The organism is Streptococcus mitis, from assembly GCF_905187535.1.
In the GTDB taxonomy this organism is placed as follows: Bacteria; Bacillota; Bacilli; order Lactobacillales; family Streptococcaceae; genus Streptococcus; species Streptococcus mitis_BS.
The window spans coordinates 64,707-81,538 of sequence record NZ_CAJJIE010000060.1 but is presented as its reverse complement, the minus strand read 5'-3'; the positions used below and the strand labels follow the sequence as shown (position 1 = coordinate 81,538).

Annotated in this window: 14 protein-coding genes and 1 other annotated feature; of the genes, 1 reads left to right on the top strand and 13 read right to left on the bottom strand. The window is 39.3% G+C overall.

Features of this window, described 5'->3' with window-relative positions; all coding sequences use genetic code 11:
- Positions 1-83: 83 nt before the first annotated feature.
- The 9 genes from rplL to mecA form a co-directional block, all read right to left on the bottom strand.
- Entirely contained in the window at positions 84-452 is a 369-nt protein-coding gene (gene rplL, locus JQ841_RS07535) for a 50S ribosomal protein L7/L12 (protein WP_001196965.1), read from the bottom strand.
- 73 nt (positions 453-525) lie between these two features.
- Complete coding sequence (gene rplJ / locus JQ841_RS07530) at positions 526-1,026, bottom strand: 50S ribosomal protein L10 (protein ID WP_001287281.1); 501 nt, start codon at positions 1,024-1,026, stop codon at positions 526-528.
- Positions 1,027-1,064: 38 nt separating this feature from the next.
- Positions 1,065-1,200 (bottom strand) — a sequence feature (ribosomal protein L10 leader region).
- A 75-nt stretch (positions 1,201-1,275) separates the two neighbouring features.
- Complete coding sequence (locus tag JQ841_RS07525; protein WP_203180562.1) at positions 1,276-2,535, bottom strand: TRZ/ATZ family protein; 1,260 nt, start codon at positions 2,533-2,535, stop codon at positions 1,276-1,278.
- A 114-nt stretch (positions 2,536-2,649) separates the two neighbouring features.
- On the bottom strand, positions 2,650-4,398 hold the full coding sequence (locus tag JQ841_RS07520) for an ABC transporter ATP-binding protein (protein WP_203180561.1): 1,749 nt from the start codon (positions 4,396-4,398) through the stop codon (positions 2,650-2,652).
- Between the two features lies 1 nt (position 4,399).
- Positions 4,400-6,124 carry an ABC transporter ATP-binding protein gene (locus JQ841_RS07515; protein ID WP_203180560.1) on the bottom strand — a complete coding sequence of 575 codons (1,725 nt, stop codon included), beginning with the start codon at positions 6,122-6,124 and terminating at the stop codon, positions 4,400-4,402.
- Positions 6,125-6,184: 60 nt separating this feature from the next.
- Positions 6,185-7,123: a peptide-methionine (R)-S-oxide reductase MsrB gene (msrB, locus tag JQ841_RS07510; RefSeq protein WP_203180559.1), complete on the bottom strand. Its 939-nt coding sequence runs from the start codon at positions 7,121-7,123 to the stop codon at positions 6,185-6,187.
- A gap of 99 nt (positions 7,124-7,222) precedes the next feature.
- Positions 7,223-8,092: a homoserine kinase gene (gene thrB / locus JQ841_RS07505; RefSeq protein ID WP_203180558.1), complete on the bottom strand. Its 870-nt coding sequence runs from the start codon at positions 8,090-8,092 to the stop codon at positions 7,223-7,225.
- Position 8,093: 1 nt separating this feature from the next.
- Entirely contained in the window at positions 8,094-9,380 is a 1,287-nt protein-coding gene (locus JQ841_RS07500; protein WP_203180557.1) for a homoserine dehydrogenase, read from the bottom strand.
- A 149-nt stretch (positions 9,381-9,529) separates the two neighbouring features.
- On the bottom strand, positions 9,530-10,267 hold the full coding sequence (gene mecA, locus JQ841_RS07495; protein ID WP_203180556.1) for an adaptor protein MecA: 738 nt from the start codon (positions 10,265-10,267) through the stop codon (positions 9,530-9,532).
- A gap of 124 nt (positions 10,268-10,391) precedes the next feature.
- Here mecA and JQ841_RS07490 point away from each other — a divergent pair, with 124 nt between their 5' ends.
- On the top strand, positions 10,392-11,870 hold the full coding sequence (locus JQ841_RS07490) for an oligosaccharide flippase family protein (RefSeq protein WP_203180555.1): 1,479 nt from the start codon (positions 10,392-10,394) through the stop codon (positions 11,868-11,870).
- A gap of 91 nt (positions 11,871-11,961) precedes the next feature.
- On the opposite strand, the gene JQ841_RS07485 is transcribed toward JQ841_RS07490, so the two are convergent.
- The 4 genes from JQ841_RS07485 to JQ841_RS07470 are packed head-to-tail and all read right to left on the bottom strand — an operon-like array spanning position 11,962 to position 16,815.
- Positions 11,962-12,774 (bottom strand): LicD family protein, encoded by an 813-nt coding sequence (locus tag JQ841_RS07485; protein ID WP_203180554.1) that lies wholly within the window; start codon positions 12,772-12,774, stop codon positions 11,962-11,964.
- A 58-nt stretch (positions 12,775-12,832) separates the two neighbouring features.
- Positions 12,833-14,992, bottom strand: a complete 2,160-nt coding sequence (locus tag JQ841_RS07480; RefSeq protein WP_203180553.1) for a LicD family protein — start codon at positions 14,990-14,992, stop codon at positions 12,833-12,835.
- A gap of 21 nt (positions 14,993-15,013) precedes the next feature.
- The gene (locus JQ841_RS07475; RefSeq protein WP_203180552.1) at positions 15,014-15,982 is read right to left on the bottom strand and encodes a glycosyltransferase family 2 protein; all 969 of its coding nucleotides are present in this window, start codon (positions 15,980-15,982) and stop codon (positions 15,014-15,016) included.
- On the bottom strand, positions 15,979-16,815 hold the full coding sequence (locus JQ841_RS07470) for a LicD family protein (protein ID WP_203180551.1): 837 nt from the start codon (positions 16,813-16,815) through the stop codon (positions 15,979-15,981). Before JQ841_RS07470 ends, JQ841_RS07475 begins: the two co-directional genes overlap by 4 nt.
- Positions 16,816-16,832: the final 17 nt, after the last annotated feature.

Sequence of the window (16,832 nt, the reverse complement as noted above, 5' to 3'; positions counted from 1 at the left end):
TTAATTTATCAGTTTCTAAAATGTGTTCACGATTCTAAAAGGCTGATACTATAGTATCCCGAATTCTAATTGGTATGTGCCTCTTATTTAAGAGTAACTGAAGCTCCAGCTTCTTCCAATTTAGCTTTGATTTCTTCGGCTTCTGCAGTTGCAACGCCTTCTTTAACAAGTGCTGGTGCACCGTCAACAAGTTCTTTAGCTTCTTTAAGTCCAAGACCAGTGATTTCACGTACAACTTTGATAACGCCAACTTTTTTGTCGCCTGCAGATGTCAATTCAACGTCGAATGAATCTTTAGCAGCACCAGCGTCAGCAGCACCAGCTGCAGCAACAGCTACAGGAGCAGCTGCAGTTACACCAAATTCTTCTTCGATAGCTTTTACAAGGTCGTTCAATTCAAGGATTGAAGCTTCTTTAATTTCAGCAATAATGTTTTCAATGTTCAATGCCATTGTTATTTCCTCCAAATATGTTTTAAATTTATAATAGATTTTTCGTAGCTAGGCTACGCTGCGTAGCTTAAGATTAAGCTGCGTCTTCTTTGTTGTCTGCAACCGCTTTGACTGCAAGAGCAACGTTGCGCACTGGCGCTTGAAGTACAGAAAGGAGCATAGAAAGAAGTCCTTCGCGGTTTGGAAGAGTTGCAAGTGCAAGAATCTCTTCTTTAGATGCGACAGCGCCTTCGATTGCACCACCTTTGATTTCAAGTGCTTCAGCGTCTTTAGCAAAATCGTTCAAGATTTTCGCTGGTGCGATAACATCTTCGTTAGAAAATGCTACTGCAGATGGTCCAACAAATACTGATGCAAGTTCTTCAAGACCAGCTTTTTCAGCTGCACGACGCAAGATTGAGTTTTTAATAACTTTATACTCAACTTCGCTTCCACGAAGCTCACGACGAAGAACTGTATCTTGCTCAACTGTCAAACCACGAGCGTCAACAACGACGATAGATGCAGCAGCTTTCATTTTTTCAGCTACTACGTCAACTAGTTCCGCTTTTTTAGCAATAATTGCTTCACTCATTAGTGTGTTCACCTCCGTAATTATTTTGCTTGGGGAATTTTTCCAAAAGAAAAACGCGCCCAAACCTAGACACGAAAGTACAATACGCTTCTTTTTACATGATACGTTTTGTCCTCGGTAGGATATTTATGAGTCTAGCTCCCCTACTGTCTTAGGCAGTTTTTTCAAACCGTATATAAGTATAGCATAGTTAAAAAAAGAATGCAAGATTTTTGCAAACTTTTTTTAAAATTTTTCGTGATTTTTCTTTTAAAGTTCTACTGTCAGGACTTGACCTTGCTTAACGACCTGCTCTCCTGCGATATAAACATCATCTACATCACTGGATTTGACAGCATAAACCAGGTGAGAGAGCATATTTTCCTGAGGTTGGAGATGAATTTTCCCTTTAGGTTGAATGACGAGAAAATCTGCCTGCTTACCAACTTCCAGACTTCCTACCTGATTTTCCATTCCAAGGACCTTAGCCCCTTCGATTGTCAGTGCCTTGAGAGCTGTTTCGATAGGAAATTGGCTAGCATCTCCACTTTTCATCTTCTGAAGAAGGGCTGCTGTCCGTCCTTCCTCAAACATATCTAGATTGTTATTGGAAGCTACCGAGTCAGTCGCAATTCCGACTGCTACTCCTGCTTTTTGCAGTTGGATGATGGGAGCAATCCCTGAGGCCAGTTTGAGGTTACTGATAGGATTATGCGCAATTGCCACTTGAGATATTGCCAAGCGTTCAATTTCTCGCTCGTTTAATTCGACCCCATGAGCAAAGACAGACGGATGATCTAAGTAACCCAATTCTTCTAGTAAAGCAAGGGGACGTTTGCCATAGCGTTTCAGGATAATTCCTGACTCCTCCTTGGTCTCAGCTACATGGATATGGATGGGGATATTCAGCTCTTTTGCCATTTCCAAGCTCTCTTCCAACAAGTCTCTACTACAGCTATAGGGAGAATGTGGAGCTACCATAACCTTGAAATTTGGATTTTCATATCCTATGATTGTCTCGATGATGGCTTGTGTTCTGCTTATAGTCTCAGCAGTTGTTTCTGCCTCTGAAGAAAAGAGGGTCGGTGAGAAATAACAACGCATCTTGGAAGCCTTGACTACCTGATAAATCTGCTCAATCTCCACTCCATTGGGATTATACATATCATTGAAGGTTGTTGTTCCTGACTGAAGCATTTCTGTCAGAGCTTCTTTAACCGCTTTGGTAGTCATATCTGGTGTAAACTCGGCTTCTGCTGGCCAGATATAGTCATTGAGCCATTCATGGAGATTACTGTCATCTCGGATTCCTCGCAAACCTGTCATGGCAGAATGGGTGTGGCAATTGACCAAGCCAGGCATGATCCAGGCTCCTTGATAGTCGATAATCTGCTCAGCTTGCTCTAAAATCTCTGGCTTCTCTTGACCAACATAGACGATTTGAGAATCCTTAACGGCTAGGACACCATCCAAATAAACATGGAAATCTTGGTCACAAGTCACGATATTTACATGCTGATAGACTTTCATTATAGGCTCCTTTTCTAAAAGACAATTTACAGTGAATAATTTTTCTAGCTATTGTAACAAAAAAGTCACCTGAAGGCAACTTTTTTCGTCTATAAAATTTCAAAAGAGAAAGGCTTATTCTGAGCTAAAAGCTGCAGCTTGCTGCATTTGGTAATACTTGCCCTTTCGAGCCATGAGTTCCTGATGGTTCCCATACTCAACAATATCACCATCCACTAAGACAAGAATCAAATCCGCATCCTGAATGGTTGACAAACGGTGAGCAATGATAAAGCTTGTGCGTCCCTTCATGAGTTTGGCAAAGGCATCCTGTACTAGCACCTCTGTCCGTGTATCGATTGAGGAAGTCGCCTCGTCTAAGATAAGAATCTTAGGGATAGCTAGAAAGACTCGGGCGATTGTCAAGAGTTGGGCTTGACCGACAGATAGTGATTCTCCTGCATTTTCCAACTTGGTATCGTATCCCTGTGGCAACTGTTGGATAAAAAAGTCTGCATTGGCTGCCTTTGCAGCTGCAATCACTTGCTCCCGACTGGCATCAGGATTCCCAAAGGCAATATTGTCATGAATGGTTCCTTGTTTGAGCCAGGTTTCTTGGAGCACCATCCCAAACTGCTGTCTCAATGACGCTCGGGTATAATCATAAATGGATTGCCCATCCAGCAAGATATCTCCAGAATTAATGGGGTAAAATCGCATAAGGAGATTGATAAGAGTTGATTTTCCGGCACCTGTCGGACCAACGATGGCTACCTTGCTACCAGCTGGAATATCGATAGACAAATCCTTAATCAATATCTTCTCAGGATTGTAGCCAAAAGAAACATGCTTAAAGGAATTAGCTCCCTTAACCTGGTCACTGGTCAAGACTTCCTTGCCTGTTTCAGCCACCTCAGGACTCTCTAGGACAGCATAGACACGCTCTGCACAAGCTAAAGCACTTTGTAACTCAGCTAGAACTGAAGAAATATCGTTAAAGGGCTTGGTGTACTGTTGGACGTAATTCAAAAAAGTCACTAAACGCCCAATGGTCAAGGTGGACCCCATCATGATACGATAAGCTCCTACTCCAGCTAAAAGCGCATAAATGAGTGCATTGACAAAGCGAGTCGAAGGATTGACCGTTGAAGAATAAAAGATGGCTAACTGAGAATAGCCTGCGTAGTTGTCATTCGCCTCGTGCAGTCTTTGGATAAACTCTGTTTGAGCATTGAAGGACTGGATTATGGTCTGTTGGCTAAGCGATTCTTCAATCAACTGAGTCTGAATCCCCCTCGTCTCTGTTTGCTTCTGGAATAGATGATAGGAGCGTTTGGCAATAAAGCGTGAAATCACCATAGATAGTGGTGTCAACAACAAGACCAAGAGGGTCATGAGGAGATGAATTTGGAGCATAGCTAGAATACTAACCAAAATCATCAAGACGCCGATGAAAAATTGGTTAAAAATCATGGTCAAGCCGGCTGCCAACTGTTCTATGTCTGTGGTCACACGACTAACCATCTCTCCACTGCCTTGCCGATCCACAAAAGCAATCGGTAACCGATGGAGCTTATGGATGATTCGCTCTCGCAAATCTTTAGTAAAAGAGAAGATTAGGCGATTATAAAGAAGAGGATTGGCCCATTGTACCAGAGTATTTCCTATTACCACCAAGATCATCTGGATGAAAATCTGCCAAAAAACTGGTGAAGAACCAGCCACTAGAACCTGGTCGATGACCTGACCAATCAGAATAGGTAGGTAAATTGATAAGCCAACTTGGGCAATAGTTCCTAGAAAGGCTAGGAAAAGGAGGAAAGGATGGCTTGCTAAATCTTTTGCCAAACGTTTAAGCGTCTGGTTTGCGGTTTGTCGTTTCATGCTAGTCCTCCTTTCCATGTTGGGATGCATTTATTTCACGATAAACTTGACTAGTTTGCATCAATTCCTCGTGCTTGCCAATAGCTAAGAGCTCACCTTTTTCCAAGAGGAGAATCTGGTCAGCCATCTGGAGTGTCGAAGTCCGTTGAGAAATCAAGATTAAGCTTGTATTTGGTAAGTTCTCGCGGATAGCTTTCAAGAGCTTGGACTCAGTAATGGTGTCGAGGGCCGAAGTCGCATCATCTAGGATAAGAAATGGAGCTTGGCGCAAGACTGCGCGAGCAATAGACAGCCTTTGTTTTTGTCCACCTGAGAAATTTCGACCTCCTGCCTCAACTAGGGCATCCAAGAGTCCTTCCTTTTCACTGACAAAATCCTTTGCTTGCGCAATTTCCAAGGCATGCCAGAGTTCTTGATCAGTTACTTCTTGATCTAAACCTAGAGTCAGGTTGGAACGAATAGTTCCCTTAAAAAGTTCGACTTTTTGGGGCACATAGGCAATCCAGGACCGCCACTGCTTTAAATTACGAGGACTAGATCCATCTCGATAAAGGTCAATGCTTCCCTTGTCTGCTGGATAAAGACCAAGTAAGACTTGCACCAAGCTTGATTTACCAGAACCTGTTCCCCCAATGATACCAAGGATTTGCCCTTGCTTCATATCAAAGGAAATGTCTCTCAGAGAAGGCTGGGCCGCATCAGGATAGGTAAAGGTCAGTTCTTGAACTTGTAAAACCTGATCACTGGTAGCTTGCTTTTGTTCTAATTCTAAATGGATATTTTCTGGAGCTTCAGCAAAGACTTGCTCGATTCGCTTGGCTGAGATATAGGACTGGTTGAGAGAATTTATCAGCATGGCTAGCTTGACCAATTCCACCAAAATCTGTAAGAGATAGTTGATAAGGGCAATGAGAGCACCTTGACTTAGCAATCCTCCTTGAATAGAAATATAGCCCTGCCAGATGATAACGAGGAGGGTTCCATTAACAATCAGATAGGTCAGAGGTGTTAATAAACTAGACCAGAAACCAGTTTTCTCTTGTAATCTAGCATAGACTTGGTTAAGGGTTTGAAAAAGCTGCAATTCTCGTTTTTCTTGGCCAAAAGCACGAATCACTCTCATTCCTTGTAATTGCTGGCGCGTTTCTTGAACCAGTTGGTCCGTTTTCTTTCTTAGACTGCTGTAGAGAGGATTGACCAGTCTAGAGAGTCCTACAATGACAACGGTCAAAATGACAACCATGACCAAGAACCAGAAAGTCAGCTCAGCTGAGATTCGATAGGCCATAAAGATAGCCCCAAAAACGATAATAGGCGCTCTCAAAAAGAGACGCAGGAATTGATTGATACCAGTCTGAATCTGGTAGGTATCCGAAGTCAAGCGAGTCACCAAGCTAGAAGTGGTCAGACGGTCTCTGCTGTCCTTTGGTAAAGACAGAATATGACGATAAAGATCGTCCGTCAATTCTTTGGCAAATCCTACCGCTGCCTTGGCTGAGTAAAACTGAGCTACCAAGGCCACTACAACTCCAATCACTGCAAAGATAAGGAGCAGACCAATCTGCATCCAGAGATGACCTTGATTTTTCTGGGGCAAGGATTGGTCAACAATCCCAGCAATCACCATGGGAACCAAGAGCTCAAAAACAGCTTCTAACAGCTTGAACAAGGGGGCTAAAATTGATTCCTTGATGTAGGGTTTGAAGTAAGATAATAAGTGTTTCATAAATCCCTTCTATTCGTATACTAGAAATAAAGAAAGTGGGAATCGCCCACCATCTCTGTTTTATTTGTTTAAGTAAGGCAATAAATAGCCATATCCTGCCTCTTCCATCTCATCCTTGGCTACAAAACGCAAGGAAGCCGAATTAATACAGTAACGGAGACCACCTAACTCCCGAGGGCCATCTGTGAAAACATGCCCCAAGTGAGCATTGCCTGACCGAGAACGAACTTCTATTCGCTCCATTCCATGGCTCAAATCCTTGTAGTAGTGAATCAATTCCTTAGAAATCGGACGGCTAAAACTTGGCCAACCACATCCTGAAGCAAACTTATCCTTGGCAAAAAAGAGTGGCTCACCCGTCGTGATGTCTACATAAATCCCTTCTTCAAAGGTTTGGTCATAGGCATTGCTAAATGGAGCCTCTGTAGCAGCTTCTTGGGTGACACGATAGGACTCTTCTGATAAACTGTCCTTCAACATTTCTTGACTAGGTTTTTCATAGTTTGCTGCATCAATCAATGGCTTATCAGCATCGGTCACATCGATATGACAATAACCAGAAGGATTCTTCTTAAGATAGTCTTGGTGGTAATCTTCAGCCAGAATGTAGTGGCGAAGTTTCTCCACCTCTACTGCAATCTTTCGACCCAGCATGCGTTCCTGCTCCTGCACCACAGTGTAGATAGCTGGCAAATCTGCTTCATCTTGGTAATAAATCCCAGTTCGATATTGGCGACCACGGTCATTCCCTTGTTGATTGATGGATAAGGGATCGATGACTCGGAAATAATAGAGTAAAATCTCTCTGAGTGACACTGCCTTCTCATCGTAAATCACTTGGACCGTTTCTGCATGATCTGTTTCCTTGAGTAGCTGGTAATTAGTCGTTTCGACTTGACCATTAGCGTAGCCAACACTGGTTGCTAATACTCCAGAAATTCGTGAAAAATATTCCTCTAGGCCCCAAAAACAACCACCTGCTAGATAAATTTCTGCCATCTTTGTTTCTCCTTTATCAAGTTTTTAACTAGACTTCTTTTCAAAAAAAGGATAGGAAGCCCTCTGGTCAAGTGGTTTCCCCATCCTGTCTTCTATTTTTTATTTTGCTTCGACACGGACACCTTGGGTATCAACTTTCAAGTCATGCAGTTTTCCTTTGAAAGGTTGCTTTTCCAATTCTGCCTTAATCGTTGGCATCTTTTCATGAGAAGCCAAGACCATAACTGTCGGTCCAGCACCAGAGAGATAGGTTGCATAGGCACCATTCTCTTTGGCTACTTGCTTAATCGTTGCAAATTCTCTTACCAAGTCTTGACGGTAACGTTCGTGGAAGAGGTCTCCCTCGATTGCTTGCCCAGCTGTTACCATGTCTCCTGCCAACAAGGCTGCAACAGCTACATTAGCGATTGAACTAGCAGCAACAGCTTCCTTGTAGGACAATTTTTTAGGCAAGACACCACGGCTATCGCGAGTGCGTAATTCATAGTTAGGAATGTAAGCTAGAAAATCACATTCTGGGAAGTCTGCCACAATCGCAGAGACTTGACCTTCAACGGAACTTGCAATAACGAGATTACCATAAATGGCTGGAGCCACATTGTCTGGATGTCCTTCAATCTTGGTCGCCAACTGCAACTTTTCATGGTCAGATAAGTTAAGCTTGCCTAATTGGTTGGCTAGTTCAATCCCAGCAACAATAACAGAGCTGGAAGAACCCAAACCACGCGCCAAGGGAACATTACTGGTCATTTTCAAACGTCTTGGTTGCAAGTCTGGTACAATTTGCAAAGCAATCTTGAGCAAGAGATTACGCTCGTCATGGGGAATCCATTTGCCAATCTGGTGTTCAATCAGCCACTCATCTCGTTCTTCGCAGACCTCAATTTGAAGATACTTGGTTACAGCTACACCGACCGAGTCAAAACCTGGCCCAATATTGGCACTGGTTGCAGGTACAATAATTTTCATCTTATTCTCCTAGCACCTTGAAGGTATTCAAGAGATCAAATTCTGAAACCTTCTTCAATTCAGCTGAAACATTCTCAAGCTGGGCTTTATTAATCTTATGTGTGATGATAACGACACGCGCCTCATCACCTTCTTTGCCATCTTGGAGGATTTGCTTGAAGGAAATATCTTGAGCGTTGAAGATTTCAGCAAGTTTCAAGACCTGACCTTTTGAGTCTGGAGCCAAGATTGAGAAATAGTAGTTTGCTTTAACATCTTCTGGATTTGCCAAAACCAAGTCGCGGCTATATTCGTTGAAGTCTTTACCAATCGTTCCATCATTCAAACGACGAACGATACGGACAATATCCGCCACAACACTTGTTGCAGTAGGCTTTTGACCAGCACCTGGCCCATAGTACATAGACTCACCAATACCGATAGATTCTACAAAGACAGCGTTCATTACGCCATTCACACTAGCAAGTGGGTGCGCTTTAGGAAGGAAGGTTGGAGTTACTTCTGCAGCAATACCTGAAGGAGTTTCCTCAATAGAACCAACCAATTTCACTACATAGCCAAGGTCTTGGGCTACAGCTACGTCTTCTGGTGTGATATTGCGAATTCCTTTGTGGGCTACATCGTCAAAGGCAACCTTCATACCAAAGGCAAATTGGCTCAAAATCACCATCTTGTAGGCTGCATCAATTCCATCTACGTCATTTGTAGGGTCACTTTCAGCAAAACCTAGTCTTTGTGCTTCCGCAAGAGCATCATCGTAAGACCAGCCTTCTTCCACCATTTTGGTCATCATGAAGTTAGAAGTTCCGTTGACTACTCCAAGCACGCGCGTGATTTTATCAGAAGCTAATGAATTTGCTAGAGTGCGAAGAATTGGAATACCTCCCGCTACTGCTGCTTCGTAGTAAAGTGCTACCTTGTTGGCTTTAGCGATTTCTAGCAATTCTGCACCATGGACAGCCAAAAGGTCCTTATTAGCTGTAACAACGTGCTTCCCAGCTTCCAAGGCACGAGTGATAAAGGTCTTAGCAGGTTCGATACGCCCCATCAATTCCACTACGATGGTAATGTCTTGGTCTGATAAAATGTCATCCACATTGGTTACAAAGTTAAAGTCATTCCCTGCTGCAAGCAAGCGATTCTTTTCATCTTCATCCTTGACCAATACCTTAGCAACTTCAATCTCTGAATGTGCTGATTGATTGATTTTTTCTCCATTTTCCTTTAGGAGGAAAGGCACACCACTTGCAACGGTACCAAATCCTAGTAAAGCAATTTTAACTGTCATGTTTGTCTCCTCGAAATTTTCTAATATAGCCATTATAACAGAATTTTGTGAAAATTCCTATTATAGTAATTCACTATTTCAGTATAAAAAGAAAAACGAATCAGACGATTCGCTCTTCTTAAAATCTAGAAATAGCTTTCCAGAAATGATTATCCAATCTTTTGCAAATTAAGTACTGCATCATGATTCATCAAGACTTGGCCATACTCTTGCAAGACTGAGCGACTGATGTCACTATCGTCCGCAAACTCGCGCATACGAGCCAACAGCCAAGCTGGATAAGGACTAGGATGGTTTTCAATATCCACTAGAATGGTCAAATAATAGCGCTCGTTCATCTTGTAAAGTTCAGAAGTTTCCATCTCAAAAGTCACTGTCTTGGCAAAAGCTACCAAGTCAGCCAACTTAGCAAAAGAAAGGATATAGTAGATATAAGGCTCTTTCTTGCTTTCAACTTCTTGTTCAGTCTGTTCCTGCTCTTCTTCCTTGGCTTCGACTTGCTCTAGAGATTGAATCGCTTCGATATCATCCTTGGTTTTCTCTGCGATGCTTTTTTCCAAGGTTTTGATAAATTCATCTGGCGACATTTGGGCTAATTCTTCCATGTCTGGTAAATCCGATAAATCTTCAAAATCTAGATTTTGGTCAATCTTTGATTTGGTCACAAAGACATCTACCTTATCAGGTTTTGGAGTCACACGGAAGCTCAACATGCCTGTATCTAGAAAGCTATCAGGCATCTCTAACTCATCCAAGATAGCATAAAAGAACTCTTCTGTTTTTTCTTGAGGAACAAGAAAGTCAGCAATCTCCATCCCTCGATCCATCAAATCCTCTAAAGACATCGTGATTTTTAAAGTAGTATCACTAATTTGTTTCATTTTCATTGCTAGTAACCTCATACTTTCAGTTCTATCTATTATACTAGATTTTTACGATTTTATCAAAAGAATGAAGCGAGAATGTGATATAATACTAGAGACCATTTTACAATACAAGAAAGAAAGTACAATGAAAAATATAAAAGTTAATGCACTGGCTAGCTTGCTAGTCAATGTTCTCAATATCGTTTTTCCGCTGATAACTAATCCTTATCTGACACGGATTCTCAGCAAATCCAACTACGGTTACTTCAATACCGCCAATACCTGGGCTAGCTTTGTCATTCCTTTAGCTGCCTTTGGGATTTACAACTATGGGATTCGAGCTATCAGTAAGGTTAAGGATGATAAGGAGAAAATTAATTATGTCTTCTCCAAGTTATTCTATATCTCAGTGATTACATCTGTCCTTACAACAGGTATCTACTTCTTATTTATTTACATGGATACCAGTATTGAAAATTTGAAAGAACTCTACTATATACTCGGAGTACAAGCACTCTTCCAATTCCTCTATATTGAGTGGATGAATGAAGCATATGAAAATTACGCCTTTATATTATATAAGACATTAATTATACGGATAGCCATGTTGGTTGCAATCTTTACCTTTGTAAAAACTCCAGACGATATCGTACCTTATGCAATCATTATGAGTGCAACCACTATCCTTAACTACCTGCTCAGTTTTCTCTGGATTAAGCGAGAAGTTTCCTTTGTTAAGATTGGTCTTGTCGAATTAGTCAAAGCATCTAAACCGCTATTGACCATGTTGCTTCTAGCTAATGCCAATATGCTCTATACCTTACTTGATAGAATGTTTATCACCAAAGGGCCTGATGAAAACTATATTTCTTATTACACCATTGCTTCCAGCATCGTCATGTTGATTGCCAGTGTCCTGAGTGGAGCTATCAACGTCAGTATTCCACGTCTTGGCTACTATCTCGGTAAGAAAGACTACGAATCTTATAAAAATCTTCTAAATCAAGGCGCTGCCCTCTTTTACTTCCTCATCATTCCAACCAGTATTGGGATTATGGTATTAGGGAACTACGCAACTGTCATCTACTCTTCTGAAAAATACCTTGAAGCTGGTATTGTGACTAGTGTCTTCGCCTTTCGAACTATCATTTGGGCTATTGAGTTGATTCTCGGTAAACAAATTATCTTCATCAACGACCACGAAAATCGTTTAACAGCCTTTTACTTTATTGGTGGCGGAGCTAATATCCTACTCAACAGTCTCTTATATTTCAATAATATTTTTTCACCAGAGTATTACATTGCTACTACTATTATTGCAGAAACCGTAGTTGTTCTACTAGAGATTTACTTTATCAAGAAACATCATCTACTTGACTTAAAAGAAATCTTTACTACTTTAACACGCTATACTATTGTATCGCTCGGATTCATTCCCATCTATTTCACATTTAAATTCCTTTTCCAAATCAACTCTTATACAGTCAACCTCAATATGATCCTCATGGTTCTCTCGACTATTACAACTTGTGGAATCTACTATCTCTTGATACTTTTTATCACAAAAGATAAAACATTCTACTATGCACTCAATCTTGCTCTTGCTAAGATGAAAAGAAATTAAATAAATAACCTACCTATCTAAAACAAGGAATATTCCAGTAGATAGGTAGGCTATTTATTTTATCGAATTATCAAAGCAACTTTCTCATAAATTAATCAATCCAGTAATTTTTATCAGTTCCTGGATTTTGATGTTCAATAGGCGGAGGAGTCATATAGTCTTCACCAAACTCGTAAACCAAAATCTCATGGAATTTTCTAGGAACCTTCACAAGAATATTCTCATATGGCATTTCAATTGTATCATATAACCACTCTTTCTTAATTCCACTTGGATAGTAAGAGTCATAGGTAGTACATGCAAGATCTGTAGCCTGCTCAACATCATATTGCAAAGCTAATTTCTCCAATTTTTCATTCCATTTCTGTGGAGAAGTCAGTCTAAAAATTGCAGATGCAAGATACCGTGGTAAATTTTTGACACCTCCATTATCTATTTTGACTCCTTTGAAATTCAGAGACGAAAGTCGAATAAATTGTTTATAAAGCCTCATCTTTTTTCTATCATGTTCATCTGTGACAACCCCATCGTATGGGAAAATGTCAACACAAGTACCCAGAATAACCGACTTATCCAAAAGATTAGCATCTCTTCTTGTCCTCACATCATAAACTCTCATATATGTATAAGGGTAGCCTTTTGTTTCTCTATATGAAATTAATCTGTAGTAGGGATGTTTTTCATTTTTTAATATCTCATAGAGCTTTTCAAATTCATCTCGAGCCAAAGAAATATCGGTATCATCATCCCAAGGAATAAAACCTTTATGGCGTACAGCTCCTAGCAAGGTTCCAAAATCAATAAAATACTTGATTTCATGCTCCTCACACAATTTATGCAAATAGTTTAAAATATCTAATTCAATTTGTTTAATTTCTTCAAGAGTCAAAATTTTCTCTGACATCTATTATTCACTCCTAATCTTTTTACATCGAGTTAATGGCTTCTTCATTTCAATGACATCATTGAGATACCTTAATAATCTTCCACAATTGAAAATCATGATGAGAGAACCTTAGCTCAACTGGTGGCAGTTGCGTATAATCTCCGTAGTCCGAGGTCAGAATTTCATGATAGTTTTTTGGAATCATAAATTCCTTACCTTCGAATACACCTGTAATAGTTTGATTCAACCACTCCCGCTTCCAGACTGGTTTATTCATATCTTTATAAATAAGATAGTCAACCAACTCATAATCATCTACTTTTCTAGATTGAGCAAGCTCATCAATGCCTCTAATATGCTTATTCGTATTTGTGAAATAGAAGATAATGACTGATATATAGCGAATTAGAGAATTTAATAGACTTTTAGTATTGGTAATCCCTTTAAATGTATAACAGCTTAATTGACGTTTTTTTATAAGTCTCGTCATTTTATCTTTAAAAACTGAGTCATCCTCGTAACCATCTACAGGGAAAATATCTACATAAATTCCCATATTGGAATCAATTCGAACATCTTCTTCTAGTAAATAAGTTTGATTATCCTGAACTTTCATAAAGGGATAGACATAGTTGAGATTATTTTTATAAGACATCACTTCGTAACGTTCGTCAGGGTTAGCGATAAGATAGTCTTGCAACTTCTCATAATCTTCTCGTAACATACAGATATCCATGTCATCATCCCAAGGAATAAAACCTTTATGACGAACCGCACCGATAAGACTGCCATAAGCTAGGAAATATTTGACACCAATTTTCTGACAAACTTCATGAATATATTCCATGATTCCTAGTTCCATCTGTTGAATCTCTCTAATATCAGTTACTTCCTGATAACGAATACCTTCATCACGTTTGCAAACAACTAATCCATAACCAACAATCAACCAAAAGATAATATTAATAAAGTTAGTTGAGTACATAATCTGACTTTCAAATAATTGACCGAACAAGATGCCAAAGAAAAGAATCATAATCAACTTTTCAGAGTTCTTTTTAGAAACAATCAAATAAGTCAAAAAGCGCTTAATTATATATCCTAGTAAAAGTAGAAAGGATACTAAACCTAAAATTCCAGAACTAACAAATATGGTTACAAAAATGTTATGGAAATTTCCACCAATAAGAGAATTTTGAATCTCAAATTTACTGAAATATTTTGTGTAATAATCTGGAACATTCCTTACACCATAACCAAAAATTGGTTTTGCACTTCCCATTTTTATGGCATTTTTCCAAATATAAGTTCTACCACTAGGTGTTGTTTCTATTAGATGAAGTTCACCTGTTTTTTTTATAACTGAGGAATCCGTTTCTGCATAAGATTGTCCTTTATTTAAGTCTAATACAGTTGCTTTCCCCGAAGATATGTAAATAGAAGTTACATAACTCAATCCTATGTTAGCAACAGAGACAAGTAGGGCAACAACAATAAAAGTAAGAAATCGCTTAGCTAGCTTGCCCCTGTTAATAAAGAAACTATATAACCCAATCATCAACACTAAAGATAATAAAGCTCCTCTACTTTGCATAGTTGCGAAGTAAACTAATTGAATCACATTATTCAGTTTTAGATAAACAGAGTATTTGTTTCCTTTATGAATCAAATACATAGCCAAAACAATGCTAATATATGAAAAAATTGCACTAGCATTGGGATTAACAATTCCCCACAAACGCCCATTCATAACACCATAGTAATAAGATTGCTGTCCAATTTTAAATAGAATAAGTACTTTACTTACTAATAATGTAAACGCAAAAATTGCTGAAGAAAAAGAGACAATTTGAACCGTATAGGCAATCCAGTCAAATAATTTTTTAAGTTGCCCTGATTCTAACATGGTAAATAATAAAATATAGGTTACCATAAAGAGGATCTCGATCACATTTCCAATCAAATGTCCAGAGCGATTGAAAATAGCTGATAACAGATGACTTCCAGCCAATAGACCAAATAAGGACAGAAATTTACGATCTACTATAATTTTTTTCCACTTAAACAATAACGTATAGCAAATGTAAAACAATACAATTGCTGATAATCCCTTGTAAAGAGGATTAGCTATCTTATAAACCAGTGAACTCATACTTAAAATCGAAATGAAAACAAATAGATATGCAATCCATAGTTTTGATTTTTCAAAGTATTCATCCATTTTTGAAAAATTCATTTTCAACTCCTTCTCATGATATTAGTTTTTTAATCCAACAATTTTTTTATATAGCCACGGAGAAAAGACAAGTAACAGAACAGCTATCTTACGAAATCTAGTGAAATAAGCATCCTTCCAGATTTCGTATCGATGCTGAACAATCCAAGTCCTCAGCTCGGCTTTCTCCTTTTGATACTCTTCACGTGAAGTAAAGATAATTTTATCGTAAACTGTGATGTACGACCAACATTCTCTATTTATTAATTCGTATTTTAAATTAGGAAAGACTTGTGAAACCTGAGTGATTATTTTTTTATAAACCTCTATCGTGTCAAATACATGCCGATTAACAGATGTTGTCGCACTTCCCTCACGATGATCATAATAATAAATTGGTTTATCAATGAATACACTACTACATCTTGTCTTTAGTAACAATTCCGTTAAAAATAAGGCATCTTCAGCTAGATGGTAGTCTGTATTAAATTTTTCATCTGTCAGCAGGTCTCTCTTAAATAGTTTTGCGACTGGAAAGAATGATGTCTTAGTGGTCATCAGTAATTCTTTCATAGTTTCTTCTGTTGACCAGAGTTCTGTTTTTCCAGAATATGGAGATAGGTCTGTTACAATGCCGTTTTTGATATGGTGTAGAGGAGCAATAACAAAGCCTACATTCTCCCCTTCAACTGCACTGGCTAAAGTAGCTAGGTAATCCTGGGTAACGAAATCATCGCTATCAATAAAGGTAACCCAAGAACCCCTCGCTAGCTGAATTCCCATATTTCTAGCATTTGAAACACCAGCATTTTCGATATGATAAACCTTAATATTCTCATACTGAGATGCTAAGTGATCACAGATCTGTCCACTGGAATCAGTAGAACCATCATTGATTAGGATTAACTCAAAATGGGCATAAGTTTGTTGAAGAATCGACTCCACACATCGCTCCAGATAAGCTTCTACATTGTAGACTGGAACGATAACGCTTATTTTTTCTCCCATCATGCTCCATATTCTCCCTTGTACTCTCTATAACTCTTATCCATATCAGCGATAACAGCATCATGATGCGGTACTTGCTTGTCCACTGGTGGCGGTGTCATATAGTCACCAAAAGCAGTGCTGAGATAAGCATCATAGCCAACTGGAATAGGCATCTCTGTACCTTCAAATGGCAAGAAAAGATTATCTTCAAAAGATGCGATTGGGTACTTGTTTCTCATGTAGCCAGGACCTGAGCATAATTCTGTAATACCATCGCTCTCAGCCAGACTATATTTGGTCATTTCTTTCTCAGATTTTTTCCAAATATGATAACGGAGAGATTTTGGAGTCAGACCGAGTAAGATGCGACTTCCCCATTTCATAAGAGCACCATGCTTTTCTGGAATAGTTTGTGCACAAAAAAGTGAATAAATCAAGGCCCAGCGAACCTGTTTCTTCCGCTCAGCTGGATTTTTCGGATAATAATCCAAAGGCAACACATCCAAGGCCAAACCATGTGGCAAATCCAAATCCTGCTGATAAGGCTTGATACAGGTGGTCTCCTTGTCACGAATGGTAATAAAAAGATTGCGGTCGACAAAATCCTTGTGACTCTTTGATAAGAAATAACGTTCATCTGCATAACGAGGCCATAATTCTGCCAATTTTTCATAATCCTTACGGGGCATAAAAAAATCTAGATCATCATCCCAAGGAATGAAACCCTTGTTTCGAAGGGCACCAATAGCACCTCCACCACAAAGATAACAAAGCAAATCATGTTCTTTACAAAATGCGACGAAATATTCAGCCATTTCCAGACTACGAGCCTGAATCGCTTTCAAATCACTCATGTCTCTCCTCTTCTGTT